This is a genomic window from Cohnella faecalis, from assembly GCF_003570905.1.
Classification (GTDB): domain Bacteria; phylum Bacillota; class Bacilli; order Paenibacillales; family Paenibacillaceae; genus Cohnella; species Cohnella faecalis.
Window position 1 is genome coordinate 787963 of the sequence record NZ_QXJM01000040.1, and the last position, 12373, is coordinate 800335.

Here is a 12373-nt window from a genome sequence, read left to right on the forward strand (position 1 = left end):
GATGCGGGTCAGTCTTTTTTGTCGAATTGTCGTATACTATATGGAGAGAAATAATGAAAGAGTAACCTCTCATGCCAAACCTAAAGGATCTGCCTGATGAATTCCACTGTAGAGCTTGTCTTTATGATTGCTTCGTTGATTATGATGGGCGTCATCTTATTTTTTGTATACGGGTTTAGAAGGGAACGCGGAGTACGCTATCTCATTGGCGTGATCGTGTGCCGGATTATTTATTCAAGCGGGATCATTATGGAGAGAAGCAGCGATTTATTGGATGAAAAGCTGTTTTTCCGTCATATTCAGAGTACGGCGATGAACTTAATGGTGCCTTTTTTTCTCCTGTTCGTCTATCAGTTGATCGGTCGCGAAAAATTAGTCAAGCCGCTATGGAAGATCATGCTGATCGCGGTATTTGCGCTCTGGTCGCTGCTGTCGTGGCTCGATCCCGAGCTTCATGCGATCTATCGTACGATTCAGCTCGATAACGGCCATTTAATAACGACGAGAACCCCCTATTCGGTCGCTTTCTCGGTTACTTGTTACGGCATTTTGGCTGTCTGTCTTTATTTTCTTTTTCAGTATATACGGAACATCCGCAGCGATTTTCGCAAGCCGGGGATGTGGGTTCTGCTGCTGGCCTCCTTGCCGATCGTGCTTGAGATTGCAAAGCTCGCGAACCCCGTATCGTCGTCCTGGTTGCTTCCGTTTTCGGTTTATTGCGGATTTACAGGGACCGTGATGCTGGCGATCACTTTGCGGATCAAATTTTTCGCTACCGTTCCGATTGCCAGAAATATTGTGATGGATACGCTTCAAGAAAGCATGGTGATAGCGAATGCTTCAGGGAAGATCATCGACAGCAATAAAAGGGCTTCCGAATGGTTCTCAGAGATAGGGTACGGAGCTGTTGACGGTCGGAATATCGCGGAGTTATTGGCGGCTTGGCCGGAATGGCATAAGCTGTGTACGTCTATGCAACAGGGCCGCGTAGAGATCGACGCATGGCTGGATGGAGAAAGAAAGATCTATAGTGTGAACGTATATCCGTTACGTATCCTGCGTAAGCAGGGGCAGGGCAGCATCTCTCTTATCGTCGATATTACGGAGAAGCAGCGGCATCTGGAGCAGATTGCACAGCTCAACCGGTTGAAGGATCAACTGATTACAATCGTGTCGCACGATATTCGCAGTCCGCTGGCGGCGCAGTTTCAACTCGTTGAATTGCTGGAAGAAGATAGAGAGAGCTTCGGTGCGGATCATCGGGAAATCGTCGAGATGCTTGGCAGCCAAATTCGGAATACTCTCGGTATGACTAATAATTTGCTAGAGTGGTTCCGCAGCCAGCGGGAAGACATGACTCTTCGTCCACAGTCACTGGAGCTAGCTGAAGTTGTGGAGGAGTGCTGTCAGGTGCTGCTTATTAACAGCGAGGCCAAACAGATAAGCGTGAATAACGGAATTGGCTTAGGCACCCGCGTATATGTGGATCGGGAAGTGCTCGGATTAATTATCCGAAATTTGTTGTCCAATGCTATCAAATTCACCGGACTGGGGGGAAGATAGATGTGCATGCCCAGTTGTCGGGGGATACGGTAACCGTATCCGTTCGAGATAACGGGGTAGGGATGGAAGAGGAACAGCTTCGTCGGTTATTTGGCGGGACGCCGCTTCACTCATTGGCGGGCACCTTGGGAGAGAAGGGTGCGGGACTTGGACTGCTCGTAAGCCGGCAGTTCGTCGAGCGAAGCGGCGGGAGCCTATGGGCGGAAAGCAAAGCCGGACAAGGAAGCGCATTTTACTTCACGATGAGGGGCGGAGCAGAGGGGTGAGAGTTCTCATAGTGGACGACGAGCCCGCCATGCTGCTTGCTATGAAGCGATTGCTGGCCAGTATGGATGGCGTGGAGCTTGTTGGGAGCTTCCGAAGCGCTCAAGAGGCGGCAGACTTCGTTCGGGACGGGGATGTGGATCTCGCGTTTTTGGACATTCAGATCGGCGCGGACGACGGATTGGAGCTGGCTCGCAGCTTGCGTTCGGTTCGTGCGGATCTTGACATCGTGTTTACGACTTCTCACGCCGAATATGCGATGGATGCCTACGATGTTTATCCATTGGACTATATGGTTAAGCCGATTTCCCGAAAGCGACTGAGCCAGACGATCGCCAGAGCGGCTGCCAGACGCAGCGCTGCTTCCGACGATACCGGCGGCCACGAGCCTAATCGGCTGACGGTTCGGGGACTGGGCTGCTTCGAGGCCAGCAGCAAGCAAGCGGGAGTCGTGAAATGGATTTCCAAAAAAAGCACGGAGCTGTTCGCCTATTTGCTCGTTAATCGAGGCCGCAGTGTGAGCAAAGACCGAATTTTGGAGGCTGTATTTCCGGGGATGCCTCTTAAGAACGCGGAAATCTATTTGAATACGGCAGTCTATCAGCTAAGAAAAGCGTTGTCGGCTCACGGTTTCAAGGAGATCGTCGTTTCAGCGCAGGAGCAGTATCGTGTTGACTTGGATCAGGCCGATGTGGATTTTATTCAATTTGCGCAGGGCGCGGAGCAATTGTCCGAAATCAACGAAGCCAATGAAGCGGACGCAATCGAGCTGGAGAAACAGTTTGCAGGCGACCTGTTCGAGGACAGATCATTTGAGTGGGCGACTATGGAACGCGAGCGGTTGGCGATATTGTACGTTTCCTTAGCCAAGCGCCTGGCAGACTGGCTGCTGGCACAGAAGAGGTATCGAGAAGCGGCGCAAATGGCGAGAAGAATGGTATCCCGTAATGAATTTGAAGAAGAGTCCAATCTGTTGCTGCTGAATATACTCGGAGCTATGGGAGACAGGCAGGAACTATACAATCATTATGAACGCTATACGAAGTGGCTGCTTCAAGAGCTCGGCGTGCAGCCTTCTGAGGAATTTCGCCGGATTTATGAACAATATCGATGAGCGTCCTCTACGCTGATCGGGTATTTTTTGTCGCGTACGAGCCTCGCACCATTATCAGGCTGGGTAGGGGAGCGTCGCTGTGACGATAGTGCCGAGGCCGGGCGTGCTGTCAATCTTCAAGCCGAAAGGCTCGCCGTACTGCATGCGCAGCCGATTGTGCACGTTAATGAGACCGATTCCGCTCCTCAGCTCCCATTCGCCCGGACGCTCCAATTGCAAGCGGACGTCCGAGCTCATTTTGTCGGTAAGCTCCGCAAGCTTCTGCTGCGGGATGCCGTTGCCGTCGTCTTCCACCGCAAGCACTAGCATATGTCCCGCTATCCGCCCGGTAATCCGAACCGTTGTCCGTTCCTTGCGTTCCTCGCAGCCGTGAATGACCGAATTTTCCACAATCGGCTGCAGCAAAATAGCGGGAATGAGAAAATCGTTAAGCGCTTCGTCAATCGAGATTTCATACCTCAGTCTGTCTCCGAAACGACTCTGCTGGATGCCGAGATAAGCCTCCAACAGCTCGATCTCTTTGCGCAGCGTAATCGTCTGATCGATGTTCGCGTAGCCGCGCAGAATAAGGCTCAGCTTCTCCAGATTGTCCGTCGCCTGCTCCGGCCGTCCCACTTGAATCAACGCGCCGATCGTATGGAGCGTATTGTAAATGAAATGCGGCCTGATCTGGCTGACCAAGGCTTGGATTTGCGCTTCCTTCTGAAGAAAGCGGGTCTCGAAAATTTCCTTGGTCAAGCGGGTATTCTCCGTGAGCATCTCCTGAATCCGTTCGATCATGGAATTGAACGACGCCCCCAAATAAGCGAGCTCGTCCTCCGATTTGCTGTCCGGAAAATGAACGGACAGATTGCCCAGCTTCACCTGCTTCATCAGCGAGACCATCTGGAAGAGCGGCCGCAGAAAGACGCGCATCATGAAGAACAGCACGGCGCAGGCCAGCAGCGCGCACCCGGCGGCGATGACGATCGTGAAGTTCCTCGTTACGATGGCGCTCTTGTTCAGCTCGTTCACGGAATTAACGGATATAACCGACCACCCGGCCCGGGTAATCTCCGAAGAGGCGACGAGGTAGTTCTCTCCGTGTTCCTTGAGATGGAATCGGGATGCGTCGCTGCTCCGAACCGCTTCATACAGCGTTCCGGTATCGACCTCTCGAATGCTTGAATAGATCACATTCCCATTCCGGTCGGCAATGAGGAGGCCGCCGCGATCGCCGAGGTTAACCTTGTCGCAGATATTCTCGATGCCCGAGTAATTCGCATCCACTTTAATAATTGCCAGCGGACGGGTCGTATCCTTGAGACTCCGCAATTGCTTGACGACGGAGAACACCTTCACATGGGGATTGGACTTGATCGTCGTCTGGGCGGGCAGGAAGGTAGGCTTCTGAGTGTTTAAAGCGTTCTTGTACCATTCCTGTTCGCGAAAATCGGGGTCGAGCGGCTCCACATTCACGGCGCGGCCGTTCGTGTAGACGTCGGTGGAGGTAATGATGTACACCTGGAGAATGTCCAGCCTCGGCGTCACGATCATCTGATTAAGGAAATCCTCGACCTGTCTCTCCCGCTTGAGCTGCTCGTACTCGGATTGAGGAGCGGGGGAATCGAGCAGCTGCAACACTTGAAGATTGTTGTAGGGGGATAGGGACAGACGGAACAGGTCGTCGATATAATTGTCGATGTTAAGAGACAGCTGATCGAGAATTTGTTGGGTGCGTTCGTTGGACTGCTTCTGAAAATCGAGCGTGTAGCGATTGTAAGACAGCAGGGACACAACCGAAATGGCGACCAGAAAAAGCACGATAGTCGTCCCCGTCAGCTTGATCTTAATGCTTTGCCTCTTCAACGCATCGAGCTTTCTCCGCTTGCGCCCCATTTTGCCTAACTCCCCTTGTCTGTTTTGCTTCTAGCGAGAAGGGTATTCTCCCGGTGTAACTCCGAAGTGCTTTTTGAATACGTAGCTGAAATGCTTGACGTTCGCGTAACCGGTACTTTCGGCAATCTCAAAAATTTTTGCATCCGGCTGCTCGGAGAGAAGACGCGCGGCATTCTCCATTCGAACCCGGGTCATGTATTTGATGTACGGCATTCCGACATGCTTGTGAAAAGCGGTGCTGATGTGCTGCTGCGACAGCTGGAACGTGTCCGACAGCAGCGAGAGCGAGATCGGCTTGGCGTAGTTCTCCTCGATAAATCGGCGTATATCGTCTACGATTCTCGGCTCGTTCGCATCGGCAGACTTATCGGCCGCTGCGGTCGGAGTCTGCAAGGTGTCAAGCGCCGCTTGGTAAGCCGCGTTCGCAGAATCAAGCGTCTGCGTCGGCGCGTCCGACGGCAGAAGTCCGTCCAGCGTCTGCCAAGCTCTCTTCCATTGCTCGGGCCGCCGCTCTTCCGATCCTCGCTCCAGCTCGCGAAGCAGGAAGGCGCCGAAGCTGTAGACGTAATTGGCTGGCGCGTCGTCCGGCTCGGACAGAAGCTCGGCAAGCAGGGGGCCACCCCGAAGCCGCTTGTCCGCAAAGGGATCGTTGACGATTCTCTTTACGATCTGCAGCAGATCGTCTACGGTATCGGCGACGGCGGACTCCGGGCCGTCCCCGAATTCGTACAGCGTGTTGCCCCCGGAACGGAACCGCCGGTAGGAGGCGGCTAACGCCGACTGATACGAAGCATCGAGCTGAAGGACGTCCTCGATTCGGACGCCGAGTCCGCCGGTCAGCGTAAGGCCGGTCGCAGCCTGCATATTTGCGTTTATTTGTCCGTAAAGCTCCCGCACTCGGGTAGCAGCTCGCTTGTTTCCGTACCGGACAGCAGGACGGCGGTTCTCTCCCGATCGTCGAACGTCGTCCAAGCCAGCTCGCAGCCTTCGGCAGTTTCCGAGGCGATCTGGTTCAGAATGTAGTGGAAGACGGAAGTCTCCTGATAGCCGATGCGTTTGTCGCGCAACGAGCTCTCGTCAATCTCAAGCAGCAGTAGATGCCCCTCCCCTTCGAAAAGAGGAATCTTCATCCGGTAGGTTAGCGGGAACAGCGTGCCGATTTCCGCTTGCGAGCCTGCGATCAGAGCTTGCAGGAGCCGTCGGGCCACCTGCTTCCGGCCTTCGTCGGAGAGTGCGCGGAGACCCCGAAGAGCCGATTCGTCTGAACGAACCTGCTCGAAATGATCGGCTACCTGAGCCAATACGCGGCGCATGGCTTCCCGGGCAAGCGGCTTGAGCAAATACTGCTCGGCCTTGTATTTGAGCGCCTGCCGAGCGTATTCGAATTCCTCGTAGCCGGATAGGATGACGATTCGCATGCGCGGATATTTCGCGTACGCTTCCCGGCACAGCTCAAGCCCGTTCATGACAGGCATCTTGATATCCGTAACGAGCAGATCGACCTCCCGCCGCGATAGAAAATCAAGCGCTTCCCTGCCGTCGACCGCTTCTCCGGCAATGACAAAGCGGGAATCCAAGGCGGGAATTTGCATGCGGAGAAACTCCCTCTGAACATCCTCGTCTTCTACGATTAATACGGAATACAAGCTCATCTCGCGCTCCTTGTAAGTGAATACTTGTAGTATACCAAACTTCCGAAAGGGGATAAGGGAAGCAGAAAAAATCGACCCCTCCGGAGAAAAAAACGGAATTTCGTCGCATTCGATCATGATCTATGCTAAGAACAGGAGCCGGGAAGTTAGCAACGCCATATCGTGCCGGCCATCCGCTATCATATTAGAGGGGTGCATGCAATGAATAAGAAATGGATGTCGATGGCAACAGCGACCGTCGTCTTCTCCGTCTTGCTTGCGGGCTGCGGAGGGAACAACGAAAAGAGCTCGCCTTCGGCGGAGGCTCCATCTTCCGCGAACGCAAGCGAATCTCCGGCAGCGGAGACCGGCAAGCCGGTTAAGCTGACTTTGCTGAACGGTACCGTTGAAGCGGTCGATTGGCTGAACGAGCAGATTAAAGCGTTCAGCGCGGCAAATCCGGGCATTACGGTCGAGCAGGAATTCCAGAAGACGGCGTCCGATGTGCTGAAGGTGAAGATCGCCTCGGGCGATGCGCCCGACATCGTTGCGCTGGCGCAGGTTCCGCAGGAATTTTACGATCAGGATCTGTTCCATGACTTCTCCGGCGATTCCGCGATTTGGGACAGGCTGACGAACCCGACCATCAAGCAAAGCATCGCCGATACGAACCGGTCCGACAAGCAGTTCTACCTGCCCATGACCGTCTCCTATACGGGCTTGTACTACAACAAGGACATCATCGCCGAGCTGGGCATTCAAAGGCCGGATTCATGGGAAGCGTTCTCCCAGGCTCTGAAATCCGTGAAGGAAAAGAAAAGCGAGCTAACGCCGCTGTACTTGGGAGGCAAAGATTCGTGGACGCTCGGACAGCTGGCGCAATTCCTGCCGCTCGGCAGCATCCAGCAGTCTCTCGGAATCGAGGAGGCCAACAAGGCATTCGTCGCTAACGATGCGGCCAAGCTGGAGCTGGATAAAGCCGATGGACGGCTTGAGACTTTCGCCAAAGCGATTATGGATTTGAAAAGCGCAGGCCTTATTAACAAAAATGCGGCATCCGCCTCCTACGATAACCAGTTGGATGCGATCTCTAACGGCAAAGCCGCGTTCGTTATTCAGGGGATGTGGGCGCTTGGAGACATCCAGAAAAAGAACCCGAATGCCCCAATCGGCTTCTGGCCGATTCCGGCACTTGTTCCGGGCGACAAGCCTTACATGATCGGCGGCGCGGACGGTGCGGTTTCGGTATCCGAGAAGTCTGCCAACAAGGAAGCGGCGCTTAAATTCGTCGAATTCCTCATGAGCCCGGACGTGCAGAAGTCGTACTCTACGTTAAGAAACTCTCCAAGCGTTTATAAGGACGCTTCGGCTGATTGGTCGATTCTCAGCAAGGATGTTGCAGAGGATCAACAGGTCGCGTTCGTCGCCTCTCGTTGGCCTTGGACGCCAAGCGGCTACAATTCGGACGCCATCGGACGCACCGTGCAGGAGCTGCTGGTCGGCGCCTACAAGACGCCTGCGGATTTCGCCAAGACGTTCAAAGAGAATTGGGACAAAGGCTACACGGACGTCGCCAAGTAAATCAGCCCCACGATACAGCAGGAATGCAGGTTCGGAGCATCGGATCGATGAAGTCCGAGCCTGCATTCGACTTCCGAGGTGAGCAAGCATGACCCGTATTGTGCGCAGCTTGAACGCGCGTCTCCATCTATTCATGGCTATTCCGGCCCTCGCGCTGTTTGCCGTCTTCTTCGTTACGCCCTTGGTTCGGGGCATCAACATTAGTCTGACGGACTGGAACGGGCTGACACCCGACTATCATTATATCGGCCTGGACAATTTTATCGAGTTCTTCAAGGACGACAGGGCGATTCACGCCCTTCGGGTCACTCTGATTTTCGGTCTGATCAGCCCGGTTCTTCTGTGCGCGATGGGCTTGTTGTATGCTTTGCTGCTTGACCGTCCTCTGGTCGGGCGCGGCTTCGTCCGCACTTTCGTCTATATGCCGGCTATTATTAGCCCGCTCATTATGGGGTACGTGTGGCTGCTGCTCATTAATTCGGAGAATGGCGCGCTGCTGGAGGTTCTGGAGATGTTTCATCTGGAATCCTGGTACAGAGATTGGTTGGGCTCGCCGGATCAAGCGTTAGGGGTCATCATTGCGGTCAATCTATGGCAGTTCGTCGGGTATGCGATGATCATTTTTCTGGCCGGTCTGCAAGGCATCTCGCCGGAAGTGATCGAGGCAGCCAAGATGGACGGCGCGGGCTACTGGAAGACGGTGCGCTATATGACGATTCCGCTGCTCATTCCCGCCATACGCATCAATGTCATAACGAATCTGATCGGCTCGCTGGCGGTGTTCGATGTCATCTCCGCCTTAACGGACGGAGGCCCCGGCTATTCGACGGAGTCCATGAGCATTTTCATCATGCGTTCTTCCTTCAACGGTCATACCGGCTATGCGACGGCAGTGGCCATTATCATGTTCATCGTTATTCTGATCCCGGTCGCCGCGGCTTTGAAGTTGATGCAAAAAGCCGATTACGACAATTAGGGAGGGAGGGTCCATGAGAAAAGCATCTTTGTACGCCGTATTGGTTGTTATGGCCCTTATATCGTTGATTCCGTTCTATGTTCTGGTGTTTACAGCTTTTTCTCCGTCCTCCGTTAGTCTGGCAGACAGCGGGCTGCTGCTTCGCCACTTGGAGTGGGGGAACCTGTCCGACACTTGGAAGCAGTCCAAGCTGGGCAACGCTATGCTGAACTCGGCCATCATTATGGCGGGAAGCGTCGGCTTGTCGGTCATCGTCTCTGCGGGAGCGGGCTATGTGTTCGCCCGGATCGGCACTTGGTACAACAAGCTGAGCTTCAATATTCTGCTATTCAGCATGATGATTCCCGGCATTATCAATACGGTTCCGCTGTATTCTCTCATGAAGTCCATTCATGGCATCAACACCCATTGGGCGATGATCCTGCTGCTGGCGACCGGGTTTATTCCGCAGTCTGTATTTCTGTACACGAACTTCATCCGCACCTTGTCGAAGGAGATCGAAGAGTCCGCCGTCATCGACGGCTGCACGCTGTTCGAGGCGTTCTGGCGCATTTCGTTCCCGCTGCTGCTGCCGATTACGTCGACGCTGATCATTTTGAATTCCATCAATGCCTGGAACAACTACGCGCAGTCCGTGTTCTTCCTGCAAAGCCAAGCGCGGCAGACGGTGCCGCTCGCGATCGGCCGGTTTGTGCAAACCTACGGAGCCAACTATACGCAGATGGCCGCCGCAGCTCTCATAGGGATGCTTCCCGCAATCGCTATCTACTTCGTGTTCCAACGCTATTTTGTCAAAGGAATATCCGCGGGGGCCGTCAAAGGATAAGTGGCCCGACGCTTCGCGCATAAAGAACGCAAGAGGAGAGAACGGGCATGATTAAAGATATTTATCCATTAAAAGCGCAGTATCGAAGCGGGGAACCGATTTCCGTTGCGCTGGAGCTTGAGAACTCGGGACCATCCGCCGCCGTATGGCGAGCCGCGATCAACGTTAGTCGGCTGGAACGCTTAACGCAGCAACGGGTTGAAGAAGTCACGTTAGAGGGCGGGGAGAGCCGCACGATAACGCTGATGCTGCAAGGCTGCGAAGCGGAATTCGACGGGTTCGGAGTCGACGTCGATCTGCTCGGGAGCGAAGGGGGCGTTCTTCATAGCGCCTCTACGTCGTTCGACGTCGTCTCGGATTGGCGCAGGTCGACTCGCTACGGGTTCTTGAGCGACTTCAACGCGCGGGAGAGCGGCGACGAGGAGGATGTCAAATGGCTGAACAAGCTCCATTTGAACGTTGTCCAATTTTACGACTGGATGTACAAGCATGACGATCTGGTCGCCGACAAGAACGAGTACACGGATCTGATGGGCCGGGAGCTAAGCTTGGACGTCGTGAAGGAGAAAGTCGATCTCTGCCATCGATATGGAATGAAGGCGATGGCATACGGAGCTATCTATGCGGCAAGCAAGCCGTTCGCCGAGCTTCGTCCGGACTGGGTGCTTTATCAGAGCGACGGCAAGCCCTACGACTTTATCGATATTTTCACAATCATGGACATTACCGAAGAGAGCCCGTGGCATCGGCATATTATTGGCGAGTACAAGAGAGCGGTGGAGCTTGTCGATTTTGACGGCATTCATATGGATACCTACGGTTTTCCGAAGACCGGCAACTCGATCAGGGATGGACAAACGAAGACGGTCCGGCTTGACGAGCATTTCGCGAAGCTGATCGACAATACGAAAGCCGAGCTGTCCCGCAGCAAGGACGACATCGGCCTCATCTTCAATAACGTCGGGAACTGGCCCGTGGCGCCGGTGGCGAGCGCGGAGCAGGATGCCCTGTATATCGAGGTCTGGAAGCCCTACGAGCGTTATCATCACATCCGTCAGGTGCTTCAATGGGCTCAACACACGGGCGGAGGGAAGCCGGTCATTCTGGCTGCTTACCTCAAGCCGTTCCGCACCGAGACGGACCCGGAGCGCGCAAGATTCGCCGGTCTTCTGTTGACGGCGGCAATTGCGGCGCACGGCGGCTACCACTTGCTCGCAGGTGAGAATTCTGCGGTACTGACACAGGCCTACTACGCGGATTATACGACGGTAGGGGAACAGTTCCGAAGCGAGCTGCGGCGTTATTATGACTTCAACATTCGTTACGCCAATCTGCTCTATGCCGAAGAGTTGAAGGACGTGTCCATGACTCACGCCGACGGGGACAACCTGGAGTATGTATTCGACGGGCTCGCTTACAGCACGTATGGAGAAGCGGGAAAAGTGTGGACGGTCATCAGAGAGAGCGAGAGCCGCAAGACGATCAGCTTCATTAATCTGACGGGCAATGACGAGGATTACTGGAACGAAGGCAAAAATCGGCCGGAACGGCTGACGGACATCAAAGTTCGGATTTTGCTGGAGAGCGAAGTCGCCGGAGTCTTTCTCGCCTCCCCGGACGACAATCTGGGCCGAGCGCGTCCGCTGCCCTATGTAGTGACGAACAGCTTGCGAGGCCTCACGCTGGAGCTGATGCTCCCCGCTCTGGAAGTGTGGAGCGTGCTGTGGATCGATCTGAAGTGAGGAGAATGACCGCCGGGGTTCTCCTTGTCGGAGGAGCAGGTCAAAATAGGCTATCGAGAAAGCGTCCTTAGCGGGACGTTTTCTTTTTTTGTCGGGTTCTCGGATTGAATAGGAAGGATGCGAAAATTTTGGACAAAATTATAAACAATATACCAAATTGTTCATTTAGTTGTGGCAGTATATGAGCTATTTTTATGAATAAAAAAGACAAAGGAAGGATGCGCACATGGTGAATGAGTTATTTCAAAAGGATATTATGTTAGAAAATAAGATAGTTCGAATAGTGCCTTTTAATGAGTCATACGAGGATGGCTTAAGGAAGGTTATATTTGATACGGAGATTACACAGTATACCGGGAATCACATTTTAACCGAGGCGGATTTAAAAGAATATACAGCAGGAACGATCTCGAGTCGCAAGGATGGGGTCAGATATCCTTTTATCGTTATCCATAAGGAATCAGGGCAAGTTGCTGGAGCTACAAGTTTTGGAAACCTGGTATTTCAAAGCAAGAGGCTTGAGATCGGTTGGACCTGGTATGGAAAGGCATATCGAGGAACCGGAATAAATAAGGCTGCTAAATTTGAATTGCTGAATTATGCTTTCGAGAGCCGTGGCTTTAATCGTGTCCAACTCAGTGTAGATACCGAGAATATACGGTCGCAGAAGGCGGTGCTTAAGCTCGGAGCGAAACAGGAAGGCGTAATTATGTGAATGCAAAAGGCGAGCCTAGAGATGACGTATACTTTAGCATCATTAAGTCGGAGTGGGCAGAAATTAAAGCCAATGTTTTTAAA

11 protein-coding genes are annotated in these 12373 nt (G+C 53.5%); 8 read left to right on the forward strand and 3 right to left on the reverse strand.

From position 1 onward, the window contains the following. Positions 1-96: 96 nt before the first annotated feature. Genes D3H35_RS25055 through D3H35_RS25065 form a run of 3 tightly spaced genes read left to right on the forward strand, consistent with a single transcriptional unit; the run spans position 97 to position 2941 of the window. A complete protein-coding gene (locus tag D3H35_RS25055) occupies positions 97-1563 on the forward strand; it encodes a sensor histidine kinase (protein ID WP_119151862.1) in 1467 nt (488 codons plus the stop codon). Between the two features lie 2 nt (positions 1564-1565). After that, positions 1566-1829: a sensor histidine kinase gene (locus D3H35_RS25060; protein WP_158594256.1), complete on the forward strand. Its 264-nt coding sequence runs from the start codon at positions 1566-1568 to the stop codon at positions 1827-1829. After that, the gene (locus D3H35_RS25065; protein WP_119151864.1) at positions 1826-2941 is read left to right on the forward strand and encodes a response regulator; all 1116 of its coding nucleotides are present in this window, start codon (positions 1826-1828) and stop codon (positions 2939-2941) included. Before D3H35_RS25060 ends, D3H35_RS25065 begins: the two co-directional genes overlap by 4 nt. A gap of 54 nt (positions 2942-2995) precedes the next feature. Here D3H35_RS25065 and D3H35_RS25070 read toward each other — a convergent pair whose 3' ends face one another. The 3 genes from D3H35_RS25070 to D3H35_RS25080 are packed head-to-tail and all read right to left on the reverse strand — an operon-like array spanning position 2996 to position 6465. Continuing rightward, positions 2996-4819 (reverse strand): sensor histidine kinase, encoded by a 1824-nt coding sequence (locus D3H35_RS25070; RefSeq protein WP_119151865.1) that lies wholly within the window; start codon positions 4817-4819, stop codon positions 2996-2998. Between the two features lie 30 nt (positions 4820-4849). Continuing rightward, positions 4850-5716: a helix-turn-helix transcriptional regulator gene (locus D3H35_RS25075; RefSeq protein ID WP_119151866.1), complete on the reverse strand. Its 867-nt coding sequence runs from the start codon at positions 5714-5716 to the stop codon at positions 4850-4852. Continuing rightward, a complete protein-coding gene (locus tag D3H35_RS25080) occupies positions 5692-6465 on the reverse strand; it encodes a response regulator (RefSeq protein WP_158594257.1) in 774 nt (257 codons plus the stop codon). Before D3H35_RS25080 ends, D3H35_RS25075 begins: the two co-directional genes overlap by 25 nt. A 207-nt stretch (positions 6466-6672) precedes the next feature. Between D3H35_RS25080 and D3H35_RS25085 the strand changes: the two genes are divergently transcribed. The 5 genes from D3H35_RS25085 (at position 6673) to D3H35_RS25105 (ending at position 12290) form a co-directional block, all read left to right on the forward strand. Next, on the forward strand, positions 6673-8031 hold the full coding sequence (locus D3H35_RS25085) for an extracellular solute-binding protein (protein ID WP_119151868.1): 1359 nt from the start codon (positions 6673-6675) through the stop codon (positions 8029-8031). 88 nt (positions 8032-8119) lie between these two features. Next, on the forward strand, positions 8120-9007 hold the full coding sequence (locus D3H35_RS25090) for a carbohydrate ABC transporter permease (protein ID WP_119151869.1): 888 nt from the start codon (positions 8120-8122) through the stop codon (positions 9005-9007). A 13-nt stretch (positions 9008-9020) separates the two neighbouring features. Then, entirely contained in the window at positions 9021-9833 is an 813-nt protein-coding gene (locus D3H35_RS25095) for a carbohydrate ABC transporter permease (protein WP_119151870.1), read from the forward strand. Between the two features lie 47 nt (positions 9834-9880). After that, entirely contained in the window at positions 9881-11575 is a 1695-nt protein-coding gene (locus D3H35_RS25100) for a glycoside hydrolase family 66 protein (protein ID WP_119151871.1), read from the forward strand. Positions 11576-11801: 226 nt separating this feature from the next. Then, complete coding sequence (locus D3H35_RS25105) at positions 11802-12290, forward strand: GNAT family N-acetyltransferase (protein WP_233568130.1); 489 nt, start codon at positions 11802-11804, stop codon at positions 12288-12290. Positions 12291-12373 lie beyond the last annotated feature (83 nt).

What these genes read in the sequence shown, in the direction of transcription:
- D3H35_RS25085 (WP_119151868.1), top strand. Translation starts at nt 6,673, where the DNA reads ATGAATAAGAAATGGATGTCGATGGCAACAGCGACCGTCGTCTTCTCC.
- D3H35_RS25100 (WP_119151871.1), top strand. Translation starts at nt 9,881, where the DNA reads ATGATTAAAGATATTTATCCATTAAAAGCGCAGTATCGAAGCGGGGAA.
- D3H35_RS25070 (WP_119151865.1), bottom strand. Translation starts at nt 4,819, where the DNA reads ATGGGGCGCAAGCGGAGAAAGCTCGATGCGTTGAAGAGGCAAAGCATT.
- D3H35_RS25090 (WP_119151869.1), top strand. Translation starts at nt 8,120, where the DNA reads ATGACCCGTATTGTGCGCAGCTTGAACGCGCGTCTCCATCTATTCATG.
- D3H35_RS25055 (WP_119151862.1), top strand. Translation starts at nt 97, where the DNA reads ATGAATTCCACTGTAGAGCTTGTCTTTATGATTGCTTCGTTGATTATG.
- D3H35_RS25095 (WP_119151870.1), top strand. Translation starts at nt 9,021, where the DNA reads ATGAGAAAAGCATCTTTGTACGCCGTATTGGTTGTTATGGCCCTTATA.
- D3H35_RS25105 (WP_233568130.1), top strand. Translation starts at nt 11,802, where the DNA reads ATGGTGAATGAGTTATTTCAAAAGGATATTATGTTAGAAAATAAGATA.